We start from the raw sequence: 23,314 nt of genomic DNA on the forward strand, positions 1-23,314 counted from the left end.
TCAGCGCCCGATGTACCGGCCCGGCCGGTGGTTGAGGGCGAGGACGAGGTTCAGCAGCACGGCGCCGAGCGCGCTCAGCAGGACGTTGGGCAGCGGCACGACCAGCAGTGCCGCCAGCACGACCGCCAGGTCGAAGATCATCAGCGTCCATCCGGCGCGGAAGCCCGTGGCATCCTGCACGATCAGCGCGATCACGTTGAACCCGCCCAGGCTTCCCCCGTGACGGAACACGATGAGCAGGCCGATGCCGGCCATGAGGTTGCCGGCGAGTGCGCCGTAGACGGGGTTGAGCGACGCGATCTGGAACAGGTTCTCGTGCACGACCGAGAACCCCGACACCAGCCCGATGGCGATGATGGTGCGGATAGTGAACTCCCACCCGCGCTTGTACACCGCCAGCACCGCGAACGGCACGTTGATGACGGCGAACAGCGCCCAGAACGGCCACCCCGTGGCAAAGCCCAGCAGCAGCGACAGCCCGGCGGTGCCACCGGTGACGGCCTCGGACGCGTTGAGCAGATACAGCCCGAACGACGCGGCGAACGTGCCCGTCAGCATCCCGAGCACGTCCTCGGCAACGCTGTGCTCGGTGGCCTTCTTGTCGAAGACGAGCGAAGGTCCGGTCTCGGTCACCCCACCATCCTCCCAGGCCCACGCCCCGGGGAATGAATGCCGCGACCTCGACGTTGTCCCTACTTCGGCGCCGCACAGCGTCGCAGGAGGAGATTTTGGGTAAGAACTACGTCGACATCGAGAACGACCGTGGCGAGACGCTGCGTTACCGCAAGCACGTCAACGGGCGCGGACTGATCGCGCACGGGGCCAAGGTGCACTCCAGCGCCCTGGTCGAAGCGGGAGCGTATGTCGAACCCGGGGCGGAAGTTGCCGCGGGTGTGCGCATCCGCCGTGGCGCCTGGATCGAACCCGATGCCGTGATCGGCCCCAACGTCGAGATCGCCGAGCTCGCCCACGTGGGCTCGGGAGCCGCGATCGGCGCCGGAGCCAAGATCGGCATCCGCACCACGGTCGGGGCGAACGCGCGCGTGGCCGGTGGGGCCCTCATCGGCGACAACGAGAGCGTCGCCGACGGCGAACGCGTCGCGACCGACCGCCGCGGGCTGCGCCTGGCGGCGTAGCCGCACGCGCCGCGTTCTCAGGCGAAGAGCAACAGCACGACGCCCACGAGGGGCAGCGTGCCCTGGACGAGCGCGGGCCGGACGTACCGCCGGCCGGAGGTCACCAGCACGAGTGCGGCGGCGAGCATCGAGCCGAGCCCGAAGAGCACGAGGGTGCGCCCGGCGACGTCGGCTGCGGTGCCGGCATCGCCGACCCAGAACAGCACGAGGCCCAGCGCCACCCCGATCGCGAGGAACAGGTTGTAGAAGCCCTGGTTGTACGCCATCGGCTTCGTCGTGTCGGCGGCGGCCTGGTCGGCCACTCCGAATCGGCGCCAGACCCGCGGCTGCGTCCACTGCACGCTCTCCATGACGAAGATGTACACGTGCAGCGCCGCGGCCAGCGCCGCGAACACCGTCGCCAGGGCGGGGATCATGCTGGGACCATACCGCGCGGGTACGCTCGGGGATATGGCGAAAAGCGGCGCACCCCGACCCGGTCCCCGTCGCCAGGGCAAACGGCCCGCCAAGGCGACGGCCCCGAAGAAGCCCCAGCGCCCCGCCCGCGCCGCCGATCCGGCCGCCCCGGCGCCTCCCCCGCCCCCACCGGCGGGACCCTTCCGGCTCGGCGCCATCCCCGGCGCGACGCCCGGCAAGTGGATCGACCTGTGGCAGCAGCGCATGCCGCACACCCCCCTCGAGCTCGTCCCGCTGCAGGTCGCCGAGCAGCGCGCGGCACTGGATGCGGCATCCGTCGACGCCGCACTCGTGCGACGGCCCATCGACGTCGAGGGCCTGCACGTCATCCCGCTCTACGACGAGGTGCCGGTCGTGGTGTGCGCCGCCGAGTCGCACCTCACCGCCGCCGACGAGCTCACCCTCGCCGACCTGGCGGGCGAGATCGTCATCTCCCCCCTCGACGATGTGCTGCACGTCGACGTGCCGGGCGCCGTCGCCCCGGCCTTCGCGCGCCCTGACGACACGGCCCAGGCCATCGAGACGGTCGCGGCGGGAGTGGGCATCGTGATCGTGCCGATGTCCCTCGCACGCCTGCACCAGCGCCGCGACGTCACCCAGCGCCCGCTGCGGGACGGCCCCGTCTCGTCCGTCGCCCTGGCATGGCCGGTGGAGGCCACCACCGAGCTCGTCGAGACGTTCGTCGGCATCGTGCGCGGCCGCACCGCCCGCTCCTCCCGCGGCTGACCCGCACGCGGGCAGCCGGAACCGGCGGAGCCCCCCGGTCCGCCGGTTCCGGGGACCGAACGCCCCCAGGCCAGTCAGTCCCTCGTGAAACGACGGGTCATCGGCGCCCCAGCATCCGCTGACGATCGCGATGACCCGGTGGGATCCCTGATGTTCACCGCTGATGTCGTTCCATTGATGAAGAGCCGCTCCCACCGGTCCTGATACATCGCAGATGAAGGTTCTTTCAGAAACCCGATCCGTGGCATTGGAAGGGCGCCCGGATGCCGGTGCGCTCGGATGCCGCGGCGAGCGCATCCGACGCCGGCAGCCCCGCCGCGAGCCCTTCGTGCATCGCCGAGAGCAGCTCGCCCGCCTCGTCGTCGGCGACGACCACCGGTGCCGCCACGACGCACCGTGCGCCCGCGTGCAGCCACGCCCGGGTCATGCCCACCGCCTCCTCACCCCAGCGCACCGACGAGCGACCCACTTCGCACGCCGACAGCACGACGACGTGCGGCACGCGCGGCATACGGTCGATGTCGTAGCCGAACAGGGCACCGTCGGCGAGTTCGAGGCCGGAGAAGAGCGGGTTGTCCACGGCGTGCCGGCCGTGCGCGGCGACGTGCAGCAGATCGACGCCGCCCGCAAGATCCGCGACGGCGTCGACACTCGCCTCCGGGGCCGGCAGCACCCGCGCGTCCGCCCAGTGCGCCGCGGCCCGACGAACCTCCTCCTCGGCACGCGCGACCCGGGGGCCCACCGCGAACCCGCACACGGCCACCGTCCCCGAGCCGCCGCGTTCACGCACCCAGCGGGATGCCGACGACGCGAGGGTCGAGGAGCGCCCCCGCATGCCGGGCAGCATGCTCCACGGCACCCCGGTGAGCACCCCCGGCACCGTGATGACGACGCGTCGCGCCGCGATGCCCCGCAGCGACGGGTCGACGAGCGCCCGGGAGAGCGCCTCGAGCCGGGTCGCGAGCGAACGCGCGACCACGCCGGCGAGGGGGCCGGTGCGCACCGCGGCCGCCATCTCGAGATCGGCGCGCAGGCCCGGCAGCTCGTCGCGCGCCGCGGCCCACCCCGGCAGCTCGACGATGCGGGCGCTCCCCCGGGTGACGACCAGGCACGCCAACCCGTGCGGTCCGAACACGTACGACAGCAGCGCCGTGTCGGCATCCAGGGCCGCGTGGACGGCCCCGAGGTCGTGGCGTCGCTCGTGTCCGGCGGCTCCGGTCGCGGACCACTGCCGCTGCCGCACGCGCGAGGCCAAGGCTGCCGCCCGGGGATCGGACATCCACTGTCCCGCCGGGAGGTCCAGGCGCAGCAGCCGCAGCTCTGCCAGGTCCGCCGCCTGCTCGGGGTCGGGCGGCGGACGCAGCGGCACGACCTGTTGGCTGAGGTGCCGCGCACGCTCGGACCACTCGAACACGGCGTCGGGGCGGCCCGAGCGCACCGCAGCCCCGATGCCGGCGAGCACCAGCCCGCTGCCGTGCATCGCCGCCGATGCCTGCAGGTCGATGCTGCCGAACGATCCGCGCCACGCGAGGAGCTCGTCCAGTCCCCGCCCCGCGTGGCGTCGCGCCTCGGCCTGCCGCCCCGCCACCGCGGCACGTGCGGCGCGCACCTCGTGGGCCAGCAGACGCACCTCCAGCGGCGCATCCGCCGCCGCCCGCACCCGGTCGGTGGGTGCACCACGGCGCGCCCGCCACAGCTGGTGCGCCAGCCGCACCGCGTCGGCGTCCCCCGTCATGCGGTGGCGACGCAGCGCCGTGGCGGCGGCGGCGACATCGGACGGCGACGGCGCGCGGCCGACCCCGGTGACCGGCAGCCCGTGGCGGTCGATCGTACCCGCGGCCAGGTGAGCGCGCAGACGCACTCCGTCGGCGCGCGCCGCCCAGCTCTCGGCGCCGAGCGCGCGGAAGCGACGGGCGGCGGAGGCCGCGGTGCGCGCGGCGCGGCGCGGGTCGTGCATGAGCTGCGAGCGTGCCAGCTGGAACTCGGCCTCGGCGCGGGGCTGCGGCATGCGATGCGCGCCGAAGACGCGTGCGGCGGCGGCCAGCAGCCGCTCGCCCTGCGTCACCAGGCCCGCCTCACGCAGCACCTCGGCCATGTCGATGTCGCTGACGGCCGCGTTGACCGGTGACGCCGCGGCGATCGGACCGCGGGCGGCGGACATCTCCGCCATCGCCTCGACGAGGTCGCCGCGCAGCAGCGCGACGTAGCCGAGGTTGTGCCGCGCCTGGGCGACGTCCAGGCCCGTGCCGACACGGCGGTATCGCTCGGCCGCATCGCGCAGGTCGTCATCGGCGCCGTCGAGCAGGCCGAGGTACATACGGGCGAGCGCCCGGTTCATCCGCATGTTCGCCAGCGCCGTGTCGTCGAGGGTGTCGCCGATCGCGGCGGTGAGGAGCGCCTCGGCCTCGGCGAAGCGACCGGCGTACATCGCCAGCATGCCGAGCTGGCCGGTGAGCACGGCGGTCGTGGCGACGCTGATGCCGTCGATGCGCAGGGCGGCGCGGCAGGTGCGCTCCGCCTCGACCGGGTCGCCCGCGCGGTCGAGGATGTGCGCGCGGGTCCCCTCGATGCGCGCACGCAGGTCGGGATCGTCGGTGAGGGCCTCGGCGCGCTGCAGCGCGCGGCGGGCTTCGGGGTAGCGCCCGTGGGCGCACAGGTCCACCGCACGCGCGTGCAGCTGTGCCGCCGGGATGCCCATTCCCACATTCTGTCGAGCCGCCCCCGGCGGCGCGACCGCGGGATCAGGCGAGCAGCGTCGCGGTGAGGGTCTCCTGCTGCTGGGCGAGGGCCTTCGCCAGCACACCGGACCTGGCCGCGACGTCGCCGGCGAGACCACCGTCGGCCAACCCCGCCACGAGCGACCGTGCGAGGAGGCCTGCGACGTAGGGCGCCGCGAAGGAGGTGCCGCTCCACAGCGCGAAGCCGCCGCGCAGGTCGTCGGGATCGAGCGACTCGCGTCTGAGACCGAGCCGATCGTCGCGCGTCCCCGCCTGCACGCCGCCCTCGTACGCCGGGGTGCAGCTGAGCACGCTCACCCCCGGCGCATACAGATGCACCCAGGGGCCGATGTTGCTGAACAGCGCGACCGAATGGTGCGACGGGTTGGCCGCGCCCACCGCGACGTGCGGCGCGGCGTCACCGGGGTCGTCCACGGTGAAGTCCGCTCCCGGCCATTGCCACAGCGCCGCGGGGAACGCGGGCCGGTCGGTGGCGTCGTTGCCCGCGGAGCACACCACGGCGCAGCCGTGACGACGGGCGGCCGCCAGATAGACGTTCAGCGTCTGGTCGAAGTACCCGTCCTCCGGGGTCTCGTGGTAATAGCCGAGCGAGAAGTTCAGCACGTCCACGGCGCGCCCTCCCCCGCCGGTCGCGTGCAGCACGATCTCCTCGACCAGTCGGCGCACCGCCTCGAGCATCTCGCTCTCCCAGACGATGCCCGCCCCGTCCGAGACGCGCACCGCGATGACGTCGGCGTCGGGGCAGGTCTGGCGGACGACCCCCGCGATGAAGGTGCCGTGGCCCGCCGCGTCGTCGATGAAGCCGTCGTACGGACCCTCGAGGTCGCCGTGCGCCTCAGGGTCGGTCGCGGGATCGAAGAAGCCGATGTGGCCGGCGGGACACTGCGGCTCACGGTCGACGACATCCGCCGGCAGCCACGGATGCCGCCCGCACCCGGTGTCGAAGATCGCCACCACCGGGCGTCGTCCGCTGTCCGCGGGGTCGGCCCCGCGCACCGGCGCGGGGCCGACGTAGGTCGCCACCTGACGTCCGCCGCTGCCGGGTTCCGCGTAGCCGCCGATGCCGGGCACGTTGGTGCGCCCGAACGGGTTCGTCCGGCCGAACGGATTGGTGCGACCGAACGGGTTGGTGCGACCGAACGGATTGAGGTCGATGTCGTCCACCTCGATGACGTGGTCCAGCCCCACGCCCTCCAGCGACGAGCCGGTGCGCTGGCGGGTGCGGCGCAGCAGCAGCCAGGCGTCCACCTCGGGCACGGGTTCCGCCGCGGCGCTGCGCTCGGCGGGTTCGATGTCGACGCGGTACACCCGCGGCAGCACGAGGTCCTTCGGCAGCGGCGATGCCTCGTCCGCCTTCGGCCGCTGCACCCGCCAGCCGAACTCGGATGCCGCGTCGGCGAGCGCGCCCAGCACCCGCTCCAGCGGTCCGGCGAGCGTCGAGACGAGGAGATGGTCGGGCACGTAGCGCGTCGGGTACGGGCGCACCGGGTCGGCGGTGGACGCCTCGAACTGGAGCGGCACGCCCTGACGGTGCGTGCGGTTCCAGCGGTCGCGCCAGTCCTGCCTGCGCGGCCGCTCGGCCGGGATCTCGTTGCTCATGGCTCTCCTTCGTCAGGCAGGTCGGGCTCGGAACGCGCTAGATCTCGAAGCGGGGGGTCGTGAGCGCGGCCGCGCCGTCGGGCGCCTCGCCCTCGAGCACGACGCGCAGCCGCAGCACTCCTGCGGGCACGTCGTCGAATGCGAAGCGGCCCGACTCCACCGGCACGGCGCGCTCGCCGTCGGCGTCGTCGTCGCGCAGCAGCACGACCTCCGTCGCGGCCGCGTCGACCCAGCCGTCGATGCGGCGCCCCCCGGACTCCGTCTCGGTCGTGTGCACGAGCACGCTGGTCGTGCCGTCGCTGAACTGCAGTGTCAGCATCTCGGCGTCGCCGCGCATCGCAGCCAGCGCCTCCCCCTCGACGAGGGCCAGCAGCGCGTACTCACGCGACAGATCGGCGGCGGCGACGACGGCGACCATGCGATCGACCAGGTCGGCCGGCACCGGGTCGACCTGCTCCCACGTCCGGCGCAGCGCCCGGAACAGGGCGGCATCACGTGCGGACTCGTCAGCGGCCACGGTCGTCTCCCACCCATCCGGATGCCTGCAGCGACGCGCGCAGCTTGCTCAGGCAGCGTCGCCGGGTCGGCCCGATGGAGCCGACCGGCATGTGCAGTTCCCCGGCGAGCCGGGAGTAGTCGGGGCGCTCCTCGAAGGCGACGGTGCGCAGCAGCCGCCGGCAGCGTTCGTCGAGGTCGCCGACGGCCGCCCACAGGACGCGATCGCGCGCGCCGAGTTCGGCCGTGTGCTCCGCCGCGTCCTGCGCCGGCAGGTGCGGTTCGAGGTCGACGGTGTCGGTGGGCGTGGCTCGCCGATGCTCCTTGCCCACCCGCCAGGCCTCCCGGCGGGCGCACGTGATGAGCCAGCCCGAGACGGCGCGCTCGTCGGAGATGGACGGATGGCTGCGCACGAGGGTGAGCCAGGTGGTCTGCACGACGTCCTCCGCCAGCGTCCGCTCGAGGCCGTACGCGCGCACGACGTGCCACAGCACGGGTGTCATCAGTCGCACCAGGTCGTCCATCGCTGCGGTGTCGCCCCGTCGCCACCGGGCGAAGTCGGCAGCGGCCTGCTGCCAGCGGGAGGGTGGCGTGCCGGGCTCGACGCCCGGGTCCTCCGGTCCGTCACGGAGGCCGGGGTCGGGTTCGGTCATGACGCCCATTGTGGTCACACCGGTGAAGAGTCGGCTAGAGCGGATCTGATACCCCCACAGCGCAACATCTCGGCCGTTCGCCTGCCCCGCCCCGTACAATCGCGCCATGCCTCCCCTCGTGTACGTGTGCGTGCGACCGCAGGCGGGTGCCGCCGCCGGCGAGTACGAGTCCTTCCGCGCCGCGATGCGCCGAGACGACCTGGCGCAGCTGGATCTCGTGCGCGAACCGCTCCCCGACGACGTGTTCGACCGCTATGCGGGCTTCGTCGTGGGCGGGAGCCCGTTCAACGTGACCGATCCCGAATCGACCAAGAACGACGTGCAGCGCCGCGTCGAGGCCGACCTCGAACGCATCGCCGCGCGCGCGGCCGCCGGCACGACGGCCGGTATGTTCACCTGTTACGGCATCGGCATCGTCACGCGCATGCTCGGCGGCGAGGTGACGCGGGCCTACCCCGAAGACACCGGCCCCACCACCGTCACCCTCACCGCCGAAGCCGGCTCCGACCCCGTCTTCGGCGGCCTCGCGAACAGCTTCACGGCGCTGACCGCCCACAAGGAGGGCGCCGGCGCGGTACCCGAGGGAGCGACCCTGCTCGCCACGAACGAGGACTGTCCGGTGCAGGCGTACCGCGTGGGCGACCGGCTGTACGCGACGCAGTTCCATCCCGAGCCGACGGGCCGCGCGTTCACGCAGCGCATGGCGATCTACCGCGACGACGGCTACTTCGACGCGCGCGACTACGACCTCATCGCCGGTCGCGTGCTGGCGGCATCCGTCACCGAGCCCGCGCGGCTGCTGCACGCCTTCGCGCGCCACGTCGACCGCTGAGGACGGCCGGCGCCCTCAGGCGCGGTTGCGGGCGAAGCGGGTCGCGGTGACGATGATCGGGACCAGCACGACGACCGCCGCGGCGATCCACGCCGCGGTCGCGATGGGCATGCTCTCCGGCTCGTCGAATGCCCGGCCCACGCCGATCCACACGAGCCCCCACCCCATCGCCAGGCCCGGCGCGACGCGCCCCCCGCTGGCGATGGCGATGCCCACGCCCACGAGGGCGACGACGACGAGCACCGCGATGCCCACGGCATCCGCCGCCTGACCCCACTCCGCAGGCACGATCTGGGTCAGCCACGCCGAGCTGTTGGCCACGGTGGCCAGCGCCACCCAGCCCAGGTGCAGCCCCACCGTGATGTCGGTGAACAGCGCCTGACGCACGCCGCGCGGGGGGTTCTGCACCGCAAGGTGGAACGTCCATCCCAGCGTGACCAGCAGCAGCACGATCACCAGCACCGTCAGCGGCAGCGTCGTGAACTGCGCCGCGACCAGCCACAGCCCGTTGAGCACCGCGGTCGCCGCGATCCACCAGCCCAGCACCCGCTGCCGCGCATCCGCGCGCTGCGAGGGCAGCGCCTGCCACACCGCGTAGGCGACCATGAGCACGTAGATGACGCTCCAGATGGAGAACGCCTGGCTCGCGGGGGCGAGGTAGGACCCGGTGGCCGACAGCGCGTCGTCCTGCACGTCCTGCACGCGCGTGCCGCCGAAGGCCCCGACGCCGATGACGGCGGCGATCAGCATGAAGGTGACGGCGCTGATCACCCCGACCTGGCGCACGATGTCGGCGGATGTGGCGGTCGTGGTCTGGGCGGTCGCGGTGTGGGCGCTCATGCCCTCACCGTAAATGTCCGCTCCCGCAGGGTCACGGGGTTGACAGCGGGGCGAGCTTCAGTGGAGCGGCGGGCCGATGACCATCGCGGTGTCGGGCGCGACGGCCACGACGCCCGCCGCCGCAGGGCGCGTGCCGGCGGCGGTGTCCGTGGACAGCAGCACCGTGTCATCGAGCCCTGCCGAGGCGTGCCATTCGTGCTCGGAGATGTTCACCAGCACCGTCAGCGCACCGCGCCCGAGCCGGAAGCGCCGGCCGCCGTCGACCTCCACGGCGTCGGCGGAGAGCGAGCCGAATGCGGGATCGGTCAGTTCCGGCCGGTCCCGGCGCAGCCGCGCGAGGTCGCGGTACAGCTGCAGCAGACGCCGGTGCGGCGCGGCCGCCCCGGCATCCGCGTCGATCTCGGACCAGTCCAGCTTGGAGCGCTCGAAGGTGGCGGGATCGTTGGGATGGGGGACGAGGGATTCGTCCCAGCCCATGCGCGCGAACTCCTCCGTGCGGCCCTTCGCGGTCGCCTCGGCGAGCCAGTCCTCGGGGTGCGAGGTGAAGAACTGCCAGGGCGTCGTCGCGCCCCACTCCTCGCCCATGAACAGCATCGGGGTACCGGGGGCGGTGAGGGTGAGCACGGCGGCGATGGCGAGGCGCTCGGGTGAGAGGGTCGCCGTGAGCCTGTCACCGGTGGCACGGTTGCCGATCTGGTCGTGGTCCTGCGCGAACGTCACCAGACGCCACGCCGGGACCTCGGCGGGGATCGGATGCCCGTGGTCGCGGCCCCGGAACGACGAGTGGGTGCCGTCGTGGAAGAAGCCGCGCGTCCACACCTTCGGCAGCGCCTCGAGCGCGGCGAAGTCGGCGTAGTACCCGCTCGTCTCCCCCGTGAGGGCGACGTGCACGGCGTGATGCCAGTCGTCGCTCCACTGGGCGGCGAGGCCGTATCCGGCCGCCTCCCGCGGCAGGATGAGCTTCGGGTCGTTGAGGTCGGACTCCGCGATGAGGCTCAGCGGCCGCCCGAGATGCGCCGAGAGTGCGTCGGCGGCTTCGGCGAGTTCGCGGAGGATGTGCACGGGGCCTTCGTCGTGCAGCGCGTGCACGGCATCCAGTCGCAGTCCGTCGACGTGGTAGTCCCGCAGCCACATCAGCGCGTTCTGCACGATGTACTCCCGCACCTCGGGCTGGTCGAGGTCGACGCTGAGTCCCCATGTGTTGCGGCTCGCATCGCGCAGGTACGGCCCGAACTCGGGCAGGTAGTTGCCGCTGGGCCCGAGGTGGTTGTAGACGACGTCCTGGATGACGGCGAGGCCGGCCGCGTGCGCGGCGTCGACGAACCGCTGGTAGCCGGCCGGACCTCCGTACGCCTCGTGCACGGTGTACCAGAGCACGCCGTCGTAACCCCAGTTGTGCACGCCGTTGAAGCCGTTGACCGGCAGCAGCTCGATGTGGGTGACGCCGAGCTGCACGAGATGGTCGAGCCTCGCCGCTGCCGCGTCGAGGGTGCCCTCCGGCGTGAAGGTGCCCACGTGCAGCTCGTAGACGAGGCCGCCCGCCAGCTGCCGGCCGGTCCACGCGGCATCGGTCCAGACGGCGGGGTCGAGCTCGACGTGCGCGGATGCCGCGTGCACGCCGTCGGGCTGGCGCCGCGAGCGCGGGTCGGGGCGCAGCGCCTCGCTGTCGCCCAGGACGAAGCCGTAGCGGTCGCCGTCGGCGAGGTCGACGTCGGCCGTCCACCAGCCCCCGTCACGCACCGCCAGCTCGACGTCGTCGGTGTCGGGGCGGCGCAGCCGCACCCGCTGCGCGCGCGGCGCCCACACTTCCACGCTCATCCCCAGTCCCCTTTCACCCGTCCGCTCGCACGCCGCCGACTCGTCGATCCGCTCTCACGGCGCGACGGGGGTCAGCACGGCGACGGGGTAGGTCGCCAGCAGCGCGCGCAACGGCACGATCCCGCCTTCGACGGTACGCCCCGTCACCACATCCCGCCACGCGCCCTCGGGCACGATCACGGCGGTGTCGCCCCACCCACCCCGCCGCGCGAGGCCGACCGGCAGGCGGGTGGCCACCGTGATCGCCGCGCCGCGGTCGAACGCCACGACGTGGTGCGAGGCTTCGCCGACCGCCTCCACGGGGCGGTAGCGCGTGAAAGCGGCGGCGCGGTCGCGGCGCAGCCGCAGGGCGCGGGAGACGATCAGCAGCTTCGCGGCACCGTCGGCGTCGACCGGCGGCAGCCAGCCGTCGTCGATCCGCCGCAGCAGCTCGCGACGCACAGTGAAATCGACAGGTCGGCGGTTGTCGGGGTCGACGAGCGACGTCTCCCACAGTTCCGACCCCTGGTAGACGTCGGGGACGCCGGGCCCGGTCAGCTGCAGCGCCTTCGCGGCGAGCGCGTTGGACCAGCCGGGCTGGGCGATCTCGGCGACGAACTCCTCCACCAGCGGGCGGGCGGCGCCGAAGGCGGCATCGACCACGGCATGCATGCGCTCTTCGAACGCGGCGTCCGGGTCCCACCAGCCGGTGCGTTCGGCCGCCTCGCGGGCAGCCTTCTCCGCATAGGCGTGAAGGCGTTCGGGTGTCGCCGGCCACGACCCGACGATCGCCTGCCACAGCAGCGCGTCGAAGGGTCCGTGACCGGTGGAGGCCACCCGGCGGAGGTCCTCGAGCACCTCGGCCCAGCGGTCGGGGATCTCGGCGAGCACCGACAGGCGCGCGCGCACGTCCTCGCCGCGCTTGGTGTCGTGCGTCGACAGCGAGGTCATCGCGCGCGGCCACTGGGACTGGCGGCGTGAGAACGCGGTGTGGAAGCCGTCGACGTCCAGGGCGAACACCGACGGGTCGCCGCCGACCTCGGTGAGGGTGCCCAGCCGCGTCGCGCGGTAGAAGGCGGTGTCCTCCACGCCCTTGGCCATGACGGGGCCGGTGGTCTGCATGAACCGTCGCGACAGCTCGGTGCCCGCCTCCGCCACCCGTCGCGCCACCTCACCGGCGGTGCTGGCCAGGTCGGGGCGGCGGCGTTTCGTCTCGGCGAGTGCGTGGGCGAGGTGCTCCGCCCCGGCGGGCAGGTAGGAGCGGTACACCGGATAGTTCGCGAGGAGTTCGGCCAGCGCGTCGGTGAGCGTCGCGGGGTCGGCGGCGAGCTCGGGCGCCTCGGCGGCGAGCACGCGCACGAGGCGGGCGATCTCGGCCCGCTGGATCGTGTCGGCGATCATCCGCTTGGTCCCGTGGACGAGGTCGGCGTATCCGGTCGAGGCGGCGACCCCCGTCTCACGGCGCAGCGCCGCGTCGAGGCGGTCGAGGCCGGCTTCGCCCGCCGGGTCGACCAGCACGCGGTCGATCTCGGCCATCGCGTCGTAGCCGGTCGTCCCCGCGGTGCGCCACCAGCCCGGCAGTGCCTCGGGGTGGGCGGTCGCGGCGTGCTCGAGGATCTTCTCCACCAGCACGTAGACGCCGCCGGTGGCCTCGGCCAGCCGGTCGAGGTAGGCGCCGGGGTCGGCGAGACCGTCGGGGTGGTCGATGCGCAGCCCGTCGACGAGACCCTCCCGCACCCAGCGCAGCACCTCGCCGTGCGCCGCGTCGAACACGTGCGGCACCTCGACCCGCACGCCGGCGAGGGTCGTCACGGCGAAGAAGCGGCGGTAGTTGAGCTCCCCCGCCTCGCGGCGCCAGAACATCACCTCCCAGTTCTGGCGGGAGAGCACGGCCGCCACGTCGGTCGGGTCGATGCCCGTCGTCGACCCGGGCGCGAGCGGCAGCGCGTGCTCGTGGTACCGCACGAGGCCGGCGTCCGCGTCGACGACGATCTCGCCCGCGGCGATGACCTCCTCGGGCTCGGCACCCAGGATCGGCACGCGCACCTTGCCGCCGCCGTACTCCCAGTCGATGTCGAAGGCGTCGGCGTAGACGCTCGAGCGACCGTGGCGCAGCACGTCCCACCACCACGGGTTCTCGTCGGGCCGGGAAATGCCCATGTGGTTGGGCACGATGTCCACCAGCACGCCGAGCCCCGCCGCGCGCGCGGCGGCCCGGAACCTGCTGAGCCCCGCCGCGCCACCGCGGGCGGGGTCGACCTGGGAGGGGTCGACGACGTCGTAGCCGTGGTCGGAGCCGGCGGTGGCCTTCAGCAACGGCGAGAGGTACGCCCAGTCGACCCCGAGGTCGCGCAGGTAGCCGGTGACCTCCGCCGCGGCATCCAGATCGAACGCCGCCCTGATCTGCAGGCGGTAGGTCGAGACCGGATGCCGCGCCGTCATCGTCCCGCCTCGCCCCTCGGCGCGGCGGCGGGCAGCTCGTCGATGACCCCGGGGCTGGCCGCGAGCGACGCCGCCACGGAGTGGTCCGTGTCGGGGTCGGCGGAGGAGTGCTCGCGCAGCACCACCAGCGACTTCGCCTGCACGCTCACCGAGCCGCCGGGTTCGATCGGCGCGCTGTCGGCGAGTTCGCCGTCGGTGTCGACGAGCACGTCCCAGCTGGGGCTGAACTCGACGTCGGGGAGGTGGAAGTCCACCGCCTCGTCGCCGGCGTTGAACAGCACATAGAAGTGCTGGTCGCTGATCTTCTCACCGCGGCGGTCGCGTTCACGGATGCCGTTGCCGTTGAGGAACATGCCGATCGACCGGCCGAAGCCCGAATCCCAGTCCTCCGGCTGCATGCGGCTGCCGTCGGGACGCATCCACACGATGTCGGGGATGGGCTCGCCCTCCTCCTGCCGTACCGGGCGGCCGTTGAAGAAGCGGCTGCGCCGGAAGGCGGGGTGCTCGCGGCGCAGACGCGCGAGGGCGGCGGTGAACTCCACGAGCGGCTGATCGGCGGCATCCCAATGCACCCAGGTGATCTCGTTGTCCTGCGCGTAGCCGTTGTTGTTGCCCTGCTGCGTGCGCCCCAGTTCGTCGCCGTGCAGCAGCATCGGCACGCCCTGGCTCAGCAGCAGCGTCGCGATGAAGTTGCGCTGCTGGCGGGCACGGGCGGTGAGGACCGTGGGGTCGTCGGTGGGCCCTTCGACCCCGAAGTTCGACGAGCGGTTGTGCGATTCGCCGTCGCGGCCGTCTTCGCCGTTGGCGTCGTTGTGCTTGTCGTTGTAGGACACCAGGTCGCGCAGGGTGAAGCCGTCGTGCGCCGTGACGAAGTTGATGGATGCCACCGGGCGTCGGCCGGAGTGCTCGTACAGGTCGGCGGAGCCGGTGACGCGGGAGGCGAACTCGCCGAGCGCCTGCGGCTCACCGCGCCAGAAGTCGCGCACGGTGTCGCGGTACTTGCCGTTCCACTCCGTCCACTGCGGCGGGAAGTTGCCCACCTGGTACCCGCCGGGGCCGATGTCCCAGGGTTCGGCGATGAGCTTGACCTGCGAGACCACCGGATCCTGCTGCACGAGCTCGAAGAACGCCGCGAGCCGGTCGACGTCGTAGAACTCGCGCGCGAGGGTCGCCGCCAGATCGAACCGGAACCCGTCGACGTGCATCTCCAGCACCCAGTACCGCAGCGAGTCCATGATCAGCTGCAGCGTGTGGGGGCTTCCGACGTTGAGACTGTTGCCGGTGCCGGTGTAGTCGGTGTAGTACCGCTTGTCGTCGTCTTCGAGTCGGTAGTACGCCTCGTTGTCGATGCCGCGCATCGACAACGTCGGGCCGAGGTGGTTGCCCTCGGCGGTGTGGTTGTAGACGACGTCGAGGATCACTTCGATGTCGGCGGCGTGCAGGGCCCGCACCATGCCTTTGAACTCCTGCACCTGCTGGCCGCGGTCACCCATGGCGGAGTAGGTGTTCTGCGGCGCGAAGAACGCGATGGTGTTGTAGCCCCAGTAGTTGGACAGGCCCTTGTCCTGCAGCGTGGAGTCGTTGACGAACTGGTGCACCGGCATCAGCTCGATCGCCGTCACCCCGAGCTTCTTGAGGTGCTCGATGATCGCGGGGTGCGCGATGGCGCTGTAGGTGCCGCGGATCTCCTCGGGGATGTCGGGGTGCAGCTGTGTGAGGCCCTTCACGTGCGCCTCGTAGATGAATGACTCGGCGTAGGGGGTCTTCGGCTGCCGGTCGCCCGACCAGTCGAAGAACGGGTTGATCACGACGCCCTTCATCATGTGCGCGGCGGAATCGTCGTCGTTGCGTCCGTCGGGATCGCCGAAGGGATAGCTGAACACCTCCTGCCCCCACTGCACCTGGCCGTCGACGGCCTTGGCGTAGGGATCCAGCAGCAGCTTGTTCGGGTTGAAGCGCTTGCCCGATGCCGGGTCGTACGGCCCGTGCACGCGGTAGCCGTAGCGCTGACCGGGCTGGACGTTGGGGAGATAGGCGTGCCAGACGAACGCGTCGACGTCGACGAGCTCGATGCGCGTCTCCTTGCCGCGGTCGCCGAACAGACACAGCTCGACGCGTTCGGCGCCTTCACTGAACAGCGCGAAGTTCGTCCCATTACCGTCGAACGTCGCGCCCAGGGGATACGCGGAACCAGGCCATGCTTGCACGGGGCAACCCTAGTCGAGCGCATGTTTCCCGCAGGTGACACTTGACAACCGCCGCCGCGGACGGCGTTCTCCGCAGGCCCGGCCGCCCGGCGGGGGTCAGGACGCGCCGCGCGGCGGGTTGCCCAGCAACTCGATGCGCTCGGCGAGATATCCCTCGAGCGCCCGGTAGCCCCCCGCGGCGCTCCACCGCACACTCGGGACGTCGCCCTGCAGGGCGAGCGGCCCCGACGGCTCCCCGCCGGCGACGGCCGCCAGATCCAGCGGTTGCCAGCCGACGTGCACGGGCTCGCCCTCGGCGAAGCCGCCCCGGAAGGCGGCGGCCGCCAGCTCCGCGCGCTCCCGCTGGGACTGCGCCGCATACCCGCGACGCACCTCGAAACGCGCCCGCACGATGTCGCCGGTGGCGAGCACGGCGTCGTCGGTGAGCAGCAGCACACCCAGATGCCAGGCCTCTCCGACCGGCACGATGCGCGGCGCCCGGGCGATGCCGAGGATGCGGCGGGCGGGCACCGACCGGGCCAGTCGTTCACGCGGCAGGCCCGCCAGACGCGTCCGGGCGTCGTCGAACAGGGCGGTGATGCCGTCGGTCATGCGTCCTCCTCCGCCATGCTCGCCCGCGCCCGCTCGCCGCGCATCGACATCGCGATGAGCGGGAACAGCAGCACCGACAGCATGCCGGCCCCCACGAGCACCGACGCGAGCGGGCTGTCGATCAGCCCTTCGTCGACCCCGATCGCGGTGACGGCGACGATGATCGGCAGCCCGGTGGCCCCCAGGAGCATGACCGGCATCCGCTCGCGCCACGACGCACCCGCGGGGGCGACGAGCCCCGAGGGAAACCCGCGCACCACGAACATCGCCACGAGCGCCACGGGAACCAGCAGCAGCAGCACGGGGTCGGCCAGGAGCGACGCGAGGTCGAACGTGATGCCGGTGTAGACGAAGAACACCGGCACCAGGAATCCGAACGCGAGCGCTTCGACCTTGCTGTCCACGGCTTCCCGGTCGGCTTCGGCCGCATCCCGCATGAGCAGGCGCCAGACGACACCGGCCGCGAACGCGCCCAGCAGGATGTCGATGTCGAGCACGAGGCTCACCGCCACGAGGGCCGCGAGGATCAGCAGCACGATCCTGATCGCGAACTGGCCGGAGGTGTGCAGGGTCGTGTTGACGATGCGGTGCAGCGCCCCCTGCGGAGTGCGCAGCGCGAACCAGATCGCGGCGGCCGCGATCAGCAGGAACGCGCCCAGCACGACCGTCGCGATGCCCGGCTGCCGGGCGCCGAGGAGCACAGAGATCGCCACGAGCGGGCCGAACTCTCCCACCGCTCCCAGCGCCCCGACCGCCCGGCCGAACGGCGTGCGCAGCTCGCCGTTGTCGCGGAGGATGGGAAGGAGGGTGCCGAGGGCCGTCGACGACAGCGCGACGCCCACCACCACCGCCCCGAGCCCGGGGGCGAACAGCCACCCGACGGCGGTGCCGGCGACGAGGCTCACCAGCCAGCCCACGATCGCCCCGCGCCCGGTGCGACCACGCAGCACCCCGAACTCGATCTCCATGCCGGCGACGAAGAAGAGCATCGCCAGGCCCACTTCGGAGAGCGTGTCCATGAACGCCGACGGCTGCGCCCACCCGAGGAGGCTGGGCCCGACGAGGATCCCCAGCAGCAGTTCGAACACGAGCACCGGAATGCGCAGCCACGGCCCGAGCGCCCGCGCCGCGAGAGGCGCGAGGACCGCGAGCAGTGGCACCAGCAGCAGCGTCGGTTCGAGGTCGTCCACGACCACACCCTAGCGACGCGCAGATGCCGCCTCGACGGCGCCCCGGGCGCTGTCGGCCCCGCGTCTGGCGTTCTGCGCGTCGGCGAGCGCCTCGGCCCGCTCATGCTCGGCGTCGGACACGGCCGACTCGGCGGCGACGGCATCCCCCTGCACCCGTTCGAGATCCGCCTGCAGCTCGGCGACCCGCTCGGCGAGGTGGTCGGCGCGCTCGCGGGCCTTGGCCAGGGTCGCGTCGGTGCGGGCGAGCCGGCGCTCCGCCTCGGAGGCGAGACGCTCGGCCTCCCGCAGCGCCTTCTCGGCCGCCCGGCGCGCGCGGCGCTCGGCGAGGTCGTCGCGGGGCGGCGGCGCGGCGGCGACGACGCCGGGAAGCGAGCCCCCCACGGCCTCGTCGAGGTCGACCGGCTCGATGCCCGTGGCCGTCAGGGGTCGCACGAGCCGGCCGGTGAGCACGGCCGCCGCCGCGGCGGGGTCGCGCACGGCGGCGTCGATCGTGGATTCGATCTCGGTGGCTGCGGCGGCGCTGACGGCGACGCCGCGATCGCGCGCGAGGTCGGCGGCGTTGCGGGCGAGGGCCGCGACCAGGGCCCGGCGCTGCTTGCCGAGACGGGTGAGCTCGGCGGCATCCAGGTCGTCCTGCGCCTCGCGCAGCGCCGCCGCGAGCTCGAGCGCCTCGCCCAGCTCTCCCGCCTGCACGAGCAGATCGACGGCGTAGGCCGCGACGACGGGCTTGCGCAGCGCCTTGATGCCGCGGGCGAGGTCGCCCGTCGCGGCGGCGGCCCTGGCGTTGCGGGCCGCGGTGAACTCGGCCGGCGTCAGCGCGTAGAGCTGGGCCGCCACGTCGTCGAGGTCATCGTGCGCCACGCGCCCATTCTGCACGGGCGGGGCGGCGCGGTCACACCGGACGGACGACGGGGCGCAGCGGAAGCGTCTCGGAACCGTGGAGCTCCAGGTGCAGCCGCTGCATGCGCTCGTCCAGCGCGGCGGCGGAGTCGGCGGCATCCTTCAGCTCCGCCACGAGCCCGTCGGGCACCTGGCGGTCGTACTTGTAGTAGATCTTGTGCTCGAGGCTCGCCCAGAAGTCCATCGCGATGGTGCGGAACTGGATCTCGACCGGCACCTGCACGGGCCCCGTGGACAGGTACACCGGCACCTGCACGATCGCGTGCAGGCTCTGGTAGCCGTTGGGCTTGGGCTCGGCGATGTAGTCCTTCACGGCCATGACGGTGATGTCGGACTGGGCGGTCAGCAGGTCGAACAGCCGGTACGCGTCGGCGCGGAAGCTGCAGGTGATGCGGACGCCCGCGATGTCGGTGATGTGAGCGCGGAGGGTGTCGAAGTCGGCGGCGATGCCCTTGCGCATGACCTTCTCGACGAGGCTGTCGGGGGACTTCACGCGGCTCGTGACGTGCTCGATGGGGTTGTACGCGTGCATCGTGGCGAACTCGTCACGCAGGATCGAGATCTTCGTCTCGATCTCCTGCAGTCCGAACCGGTACTCCAGCAGGAACCGCTGCAGGTCGTCGCGCAGATCGCGCAGCTCACGAGCGGACAGTGACAGGGGTTCCTCGCCCACGGGGGTCGCCATGCCTCGACCCTACGGCGAGCGTGTAGGCGCCCGCTGTGAGTCCGCCCCGTCCGCGCCGCCGTTCACGGGCCGACCAGGGCGGCGGCCTGGCGCGCGGCGCCGAGCGCGACGTACTCCCCCGGCTCGGGCACCTCCACCGGCATCCCGAACACCAGCGGCGCGACCCTGCGCACCGCGTCCGAGCGGGCACCCCCGCCGATGAGCAGGGCACGCTCCAGCGGCACGCCCAGGCCCCGGAGCGCATCGATCCCGGCCGCGAGCCCCGAGAGCATGCCCTCCACGGCTGCGCGGGCGAGGTTCTCCCGCGTCGTGGATGCCAGGGTCATGCCGGTGAGCGACGCGGTCGCGTCGGGCAGGTTCGGCGTGCGCTCGCCCTCGAAGTACGGCACGAGCGACAGCCCGCCCGCTCCCGGCGCGGCAGCCAGCGCGAGGCGCGACAGCTCCGCGTGGTCCACACCCAGCAGTCGGCCGATGGCATCGAGTACGCGGGCGGCATTGACGGTCGCCACCAGCGGCAGGAACCCGCCGTCGGCGCTCGCGAAGCCGGCGACGGTGCCCGTGGCATCCACCGTGCGTTCGGCGCTGACGGCGAACACGGTACCGCTCGTGCCGATCGAGACGACGACGTCGCCGGTGCGGGCGCCCGCTCCCAGCGCCGCGGCCGCGTTGTCGCCCGCTCCCGCGCCCACGATGCGCCCGTCGGCGTCGCGCACGCTCTCCCCCGGGCCCAGCACGCGCGGCAGCGCCGCGTCGTGCCCGAGCGCGGCGATGAGCAGCTCACGGTCGTAGTCGCCGGTCGCGGGATCCCAGTATCCGGTCCCCGACGCGTCCGAGCGGTCGGTGACCAGCTCGTCGAGCACCGGGCCGCGCGGCGACTCGCCGGTCGGCCCGAACCCGCGCAGGCGCCAGGTGAGCCAGTCGTGCGGCAACGCCACCGCGGCGACCCGGGCGGCGTTGTCGGGCTCATGGTCGCGCAGCCACCGGAGCTTGGTGATGGTGAAGGATGCCACCGGCACGAGGCCCGTGCGCCGGGCGAGGGCATCGGCGCCGAACTCGGCGACGAGCTCGGCCGCCGCGCCCGCCGAGCGCATGTCGTTCCACAGCAGCGCGTCACGCACCACGCGCCCCTCGGCATCCAACGCCACCATGCCGTGCTGCTGGCCGCCCACCGACCACGCCGCGACGCCGTCGGGGCTGCCGGGCTCGCCGAGCCCACCGGCATCGGCGATCGCCGCCTGCAGCGCCTCCCACCACGCGGCCGGGTCGACCGAGGTGCCGTCGGGGTGCGCAGCCCGCCCCTCGCGCACGATGGCGCCCGTGGCGGTGTCGACCACGACGACCTTGCACGACTGCGTCGACGAATCGACACCCATCACCAGCGTCATGCCGGCATCCTCTCCTGTGGTGCCCGACGGCACGGGCGAAAGGGACGGATGCCGCTTCACGCGGCATCCGCCCCCTTTCGGGATCTGTGTCAGCGGGCGCCGAGCAGGTGCTCGGTGGCCAGCTGCTGCAGGCGGACGAAGCCGAAGCCCTTGCCGCCGAAGTACGCCTCGGGGTCGAAGTCCTCGTACGCCGAGCGGTCGGCGATGAGGTCGTCGTACGACTCGCCCTCGCCCAGCGTCGGAACCGACAGCTCGTCGACGCGGGAGGCGGCGAGCGCCTCCTGCACCTCGGGGTCGGCGCGGAAGGCCGCGGCACGCTCCTTGAGCAGCAGGTAGGTGCGCATGTTGGCGGCGGCGGAGTCCCAGACGCCCGTCTCGTCCTCGGTGCGCGAGGGCTTGTAATCGAAGTGGCGGGGCCCCTCGTAGGCGGGGACGCCGCCGGGGCCGCCGTTCTCGAGCAGGTCGACGAGCGCGAACGCGTTGTGCAGGTCGCCGTGACCGAACACCAGGTCCTGGTCGTACTTGATGCCGCGCTGCCCGTTGAGGTCGATGTGGAAGAGCTTGCCGTGGTACAACGCCTGGGCGATGCCGGCGGCGAAGTTGAGGCCCGCCATCTGCTCGTGCCCGACCTCGGGGTTCAGGCCCACCAGTTCCGGGCGTTCGAGCGACTCGATGAACGCGAGGGCGTGGCCGAGGGTCGGCAGGAGGATGTCACCGCGCGGCTCGTTGGGCTTCGGCTCGATGGCGAAGCGGATGTCGTAGCCCTTGTCCACGACGTACTGGCCGAGCATGTTCACGCCTTCGCGGTACCGCTCCAGAGCCGCGCGGATGTCCTTGGCGGAGTCGTACTCCGCGCCCTCGCGGCCACCCCACATGACGAACGTCTTCGCACCGAGCTCGGCACCGAGATCGAGCTGGCGCAGGACCTTGCGCAGGGCGAAGCGGCGCACGTCCCGGTCGTTGGAGGTGAACCCGCCGTCCTTGAAGACCGGGGCGGAGAAGAGATTGGTCGTGACCATCGGCACGATGAGGCCGGTGTCGGCCAGCGCACCCTTGAGGCGGTCGATCTGCCGCTGGCGCTCGGCGTCGGTGGAGCCGAAGGCGAACAGGTCGTCGTCGTGGAACGTCAGGCCGTAGGCGCCGAGCTCGGCGAGCTTCTCGACGGCGTGCACGACGTCCAGCGGCGGGCGGGTCGGGCCACCGAAGGGATCGGCACCGTTGTAGCCGATGGTCCAGAGACCGAACGAGAACTTGTCCTCGCGAGTAGGGGTGGGCATGACGCTCCTTCGTTGGTGGCGCTAATTGTTGCTGACGACAACCTATATCAGAACGGATGCCGCGTCCATCCTCTTCGCGCCACCGGCCTCCGCCCCACCCGGCGTCGACGCGGGAGGGGCGGCGTCACCTACAGTTGTGCCGTGACCGGCACCCATGCTCCCGCCGACGGCGTGCGCCAGCGCAACCTCTCGCGCCTCCTGCGTCTCGTCCATCGCGAGGGGCCGCTCTCGCGTGCCGCGCTGACCGAGCGGACCGGACTCAACCGCTCCACGATCGCCGACCTCGTCGTCGAGCTCGCCCGCCTCGAACTGGTCGCGGAGCAGGCGCCGACCGCCGACGGCCGGGTCGGCCGCCCGTCCCCCGTGGTCGCCGCCTCCCCCGACGTCGTCGCGATCGCCGCCAACCCGGAGGTCGACGCGCTGGAGGTGGCGGCGGTCGGCCTCGACGGCGCCGTGCGGGTGCGTGCCCGGATGGAGCTCGACCACCTGGCCACCCCGGAGGAGATCGCGCGACTGCTGGCCGACCAGGTCGCGGCCTGGCGGGCCGACGCACTCGCCGGCGCCCGCATCGTGGGCGTGGGCCTGGCGGTCCCGGGTCTCGTGCGCGCCTCCGACGGGCTCGTGCGCACGGCGCCGCACCTGGCCTGGACCGATGTCCCGGTGCGCGACCTCGTGTCGCAGGCCACGGGGCTTGCGACCACCGTCGGCAACGACGCGAGCCTCGGCGTCATCGCCGAGCACCTGTTCGGCGCCGCGCGCGGCATCGACGACGTCGTCTACCTCAACGGCGGCGCCAGCGGCATCGGCGGCGGGCTCATCGTGCAGGGCATCCCCGTCGGCGGCGCCGGCGGCTACGCGGGCGAGTTCGGGCAGAACCGGCCCGGCATCGCCACGGTCACCGACCGCCGTGCCGGCGAGGGCGTGCTGGAGGACGAGGTGAGCCGCGCCCGGCTGCTGTCGGTCGCCGGCCTCGCATCTGCCGACGAGCCGACGCTGGCCGCTGCGCTGCACGCGAGCACCGCGCCGTCGGTGACCGAGGAGGTCGCCCGTCAGCGCCGCATCCTCTCCACGGCGCTGGCCAACGCCGTCAACGTGCTCAACCCCTCGGTCGTGGTGCTCGGCGGGTTCCTCGCCACCCTCGCCACGCAGGACATCGCCGGGCTCCGCCAGCTCGTGCGCGCGCAGGCGATGCCGGCGTGCGCAGAGGACGTGGAGATCCGCCCCGCCCTGCTCGCGGAGGACCGCCTGCTGGTCGGGGCCGCCGAGGCCGCCTTCGAGGCGCTGCTGCGCGATCCGTCGCCGGCGACGGCGGGCGGCGAAACCGTACGCGAGGCGGCGCGGGCGGAGTAGGGTCGGCCCCATCAC

The 23,314-nt window shown here is 72.9% G+C and carries 20 protein-coding genes; 4 read left to right on the plus strand and 16 right to left on the minus strand.

Annotation, left to right across the window (positions count from 1 at the left end; translation table 11 throughout):
- Window positions 1–633, minus strand: coding sequence for a YitT family protein (locus ACFVR6_RS11120; protein ID WP_386962718.1), 633 nt, complete (start codon window positions 631–633; stop codon window positions 1–3).
- Between the two features lie 95 nt (window positions 634–728).
- Here ACFVR6_RS11120 and ACFVR6_RS11125 point away from each other — a divergent pair, with 95 nt between their 5' ends.
- On the plus strand, window positions 729–1,136 hold the full coding sequence (locus ACFVR6_RS11125; protein ID WP_386962721.1) for a transferase: 408 nt from the start codon (window positions 729–731) through the stop codon (window positions 1,134–1,136).
- A 17-nt stretch (window positions 1,137–1,153) separates the two neighbouring features.
- Here ACFVR6_RS11125 and ACFVR6_RS11130 read toward each other — a convergent pair whose 3' ends face one another.
- Entirely contained in the window at window positions 1,154–1,552 is a 399-nt protein-coding gene (locus ACFVR6_RS11130) for a DUF1304 domain-containing protein (protein WP_386962724.1), read from the minus strand.
- Window positions 1,553–1,586: 34 nt separating this feature from the next.
- On the opposite strand from ACFVR6_RS11130, the gene ACFVR6_RS11135 reads away from it, so the two are divergent.
- Entirely contained in the window at window positions 1,587–2,318 is a 732-nt protein-coding gene (locus tag ACFVR6_RS11135; RefSeq protein ID WP_386962727.1) for a LysR family substrate-binding domain-containing protein, read from the plus strand.
- Between the two features lie 226 nt (window positions 2,319–2,544).
- Here the strand turns inward: ACFVR6_RS11135 and ACFVR6_RS11140 are convergent, their stop codons facing one another.
- The 4 genes from ACFVR6_RS11140 to ACFVR6_RS11155 are packed head-to-tail and all read right to left on the minus strand — an operon-like array spanning window position 2,545 to window position 7,803.
- Window positions 2,545–5,016 carry a CHAT domain-containing protein gene (locus ACFVR6_RS11140; RefSeq protein ID WP_386962730.1) on the minus strand — a complete coding sequence of 824 codons (2,472 nt, stop codon included), beginning with the start codon at window positions 5,014–5,016 and terminating at the stop codon, window positions 2,545–2,547.
- Between the two features lie 43 nt (window positions 5,017–5,059).
- The gene (locus ACFVR6_RS11145) at window positions 5,060–6,655 is read right to left on the minus strand and encodes a S8 family peptidase (RefSeq protein WP_386962733.1); all 1,596 of its coding nucleotides are present in this window, start codon (window positions 6,653–6,655) and stop codon (window positions 5,060–5,062) included.
- A 37-nt stretch (window positions 6,656–6,692) separates the two neighbouring features.
- The gene (locus tag ACFVR6_RS11150; RefSeq protein ID WP_386962735.1) at window positions 6,693–7,172 is read right to left on the minus strand and encodes a hypothetical protein; all 480 of its coding nucleotides are present in this window, start codon (window positions 7,170–7,172) and stop codon (window positions 6,693–6,695) included.
- A complete protein-coding gene (locus ACFVR6_RS11155; protein ID WP_386962738.1) occupies window positions 7,162–7,803 on the minus strand; it encodes an RNA polymerase sigma factor in 642 nt (213 codons plus the stop codon). The genes ACFVR6_RS11150 and ACFVR6_RS11155 overlap by 11 nt, the downstream gene beginning before the upstream one ends.
- A 106-nt stretch (window positions 7,804–7,909) precedes the next feature.
- Here ACFVR6_RS11155 and ACFVR6_RS11160 point away from each other — a divergent pair, with 106 nt between their 5' ends.
- Window positions 7,910–8,635: a glutamine amidotransferase-related protein gene (locus ACFVR6_RS11160; protein WP_386962741.1), complete on the plus strand. Its 726-nt coding sequence runs from the start codon at window positions 7,910–7,912 to the stop codon at window positions 8,633–8,635.
- 15 nt (window positions 8,636–8,650) lie between these two features.
- On the opposite strand, the gene ACFVR6_RS11165 is transcribed toward ACFVR6_RS11160, so the two are convergent.
- The 10 genes from ACFVR6_RS11165 to xylA form a co-directional block, all read right to left on the minus strand.
- Entirely contained in the window at window positions 8,651–9,475 is an 825-nt protein-coding gene (locus tag ACFVR6_RS11165; RefSeq protein WP_386962744.1) for a tryptophan-rich sensory protein, read from the minus strand.
- A 57-nt stretch (window positions 9,476–9,532) separates the two neighbouring features.
- Entirely contained in the window at window positions 9,533–11,293 is a 1,761-nt protein-coding gene (treZ, locus tag ACFVR6_RS11170) for a malto-oligosyltrehalose trehalohydrolase (protein WP_386962747.1), read from the minus strand.
- A gap of 54 nt (window positions 11,294–11,347) precedes the next feature.
- Window positions 11,348–13,714, minus strand: a complete 2,367-nt coding sequence (treY, locus tag ACFVR6_RS11175; RefSeq protein WP_386962750.1) for a malto-oligosyltrehalose synthase — start codon at window positions 13,712–13,714, stop codon at window positions 11,348–11,350.
- Window positions 13,711–15,921, minus strand: a complete 2,211-nt coding sequence (gene glgX / locus ACFVR6_RS11180; RefSeq protein ID WP_386962752.1) for a glycogen debranching protein GlgX — start codon at window positions 15,919–15,921, stop codon at window positions 13,711–13,713. The genes treY and glgX overlap by 4 nt, the downstream gene beginning before the upstream one ends.
- 96 nt (window positions 15,922–16,017) lie before the next feature.
- On the minus strand, window positions 16,018–16,512 hold the full coding sequence (locus tag ACFVR6_RS11185) for a glutaminase (RefSeq protein ID WP_386962755.1): 495 nt from the start codon (window positions 16,510–16,512) through the stop codon (window positions 16,018–16,020).
- A complete protein-coding gene (locus tag ACFVR6_RS11190) occupies window positions 16,509–17,702 on the minus strand; it encodes a cation:proton antiporter (RefSeq protein WP_386962758.1) in 1,194 nt (397 codons plus the stop codon). Before ACFVR6_RS11190 ends, ACFVR6_RS11185 begins: the two co-directional genes overlap by 4 nt.
- Window positions 17,703–17,711: 9 nt before the next feature.
- Window positions 17,712–18,563, minus strand: coding sequence for a transposase (locus ACFVR6_RS11195; protein WP_386962761.1), 852 nt, complete (start codon window positions 18,561–18,563; stop codon window positions 17,712–17,714).
- Window positions 18,564–18,594: 31 nt separating this feature from the next.
- Entirely contained in the window at window positions 18,595–19,287 is a 693-nt protein-coding gene (locus ACFVR6_RS11200; protein WP_386962764.1) for a GTP pyrophosphokinase, read from the minus strand.
- Window positions 19,288–19,349: 62 nt separating this feature from the next.
- Window positions 19,350–20,672: a xylulokinase gene (gene xylB / locus ACFVR6_RS11205; RefSeq protein ID WP_386962767.1), complete on the minus strand. Its 1,323-nt coding sequence runs from the start codon at window positions 20,670–20,672 to the stop codon at window positions 19,350–19,352.
- 89 nt (window positions 20,673–20,761) lie between these two features.
- Window positions 20,762–21,949, minus strand: coding sequence for a xylose isomerase (gene xylA / locus ACFVR6_RS11210; protein WP_386962769.1), 1,188 nt, complete (start codon window positions 21,947–21,949; stop codon window positions 20,762–20,764).
- A 141-nt stretch (window positions 21,950–22,090) separates the two neighbouring features.
- Between xylA and ACFVR6_RS11215 the strand changes: the two genes are divergently transcribed.
- Entirely contained in the window at window positions 22,091–23,299 is a 1,209-nt protein-coding gene (locus ACFVR6_RS11215; protein WP_386962772.1) for an ROK family protein, read from the plus strand.
- The last annotated feature ends 15 nt before the right edge of the window (window positions 23,300–23,314 follow it).

It is taken from the genome of Microbacterium sp. NPDC058021, from assembly GCF_042885955.1.
Classification (GTDB): domain Bacteria; phylum Actinomycetota; class Actinomycetes; order Actinomycetales; family Microbacteriaceae; genus Microbacterium.

Coding starts and splice junctions, on each gene's coding strand:
- ACFVR6_RS11130 (WP_386962724.1), bottom strand. CDS start 1,552: ATGATCCCCGCCCTGGCGACGGTGTTCGCGGCGCTGGCCGCGGCGCTG.
- ACFVR6_RS11135 (WP_386962727.1), top strand. CDS start 1,587: ATGGCGAAAAGCGGCGCACCCCGACCCGGTCCCCGTCGCCAGGGCAAA.
- ACFVR6_RS11140 (WP_386962730.1), bottom strand. CDS start 5,016: ATGGGCATCCCGGCGGCACAGCTGCACGCGCGTGCGGTGGACCTGTGC.
- ACFVR6_RS11145 (WP_386962733.1), bottom strand. CDS start 6,655: ATGAGCAACGAGATCCCGGCCGAGCGGCCGCGCAGGCAGGACTGGCGC.
- ACFVR6_RS11155 (WP_386962738.1), bottom strand. CDS start 7,803: ATGACCGAACCCGACCCCGGCCTCCGTGACGGACCGGAGGACCCGGGC.
- ACFVR6_RS11160 (WP_386962741.1), top strand. CDS start 7,910: ATGCCTCCCCTCGTGTACGTGTGCGTGCGACCGCAGGCGGGTGCCGCC.
- ACFVR6_RS11165 (WP_386962744.1), bottom strand. CDS start 9,475: ATGAGCGCCCACACCGCGACCGCCCAGACCACGACCGCCACATCCGCC.
- treZ (WP_386962747.1), bottom strand. CDS start 11,293: ATGAGCGTGGAAGTGTGGGCGCCGCGCGCGCAGCGGGTGCGGCTGCGC.
- treY (WP_386962750.1), bottom strand. CDS start 13,714: ATGACGGCGCGGCATCCGGTCTCGACCTACCGCCTGCAGATCAGGGCG.
- ACFVR6_RS11185 (WP_386962755.1), bottom strand. CDS start 16,512: ATGACCGACGGCATCACCGCCCTGTTCGACGACGCCCGGACGCGTCTG.
- ACFVR6_RS11200 (WP_386962764.1), bottom strand. CDS start 19,287: ATGGCGACCCCCGTGGGCGAGGAACCCCTGTCACTGTCCGCTCGTGAG.
- xylB (WP_386962767.1), bottom strand. CDS start 20,672: ATGACGCTGGTGATGGGTGTCGATTCGTCGACGCAGTCGTGCAAGGTC.
- xylA (WP_386962769.1), bottom strand. CDS start 21,949: ATGCCCACCCCTACTCGCGAGGACAAGTTCTCGTTCGGTCTCTGGACC.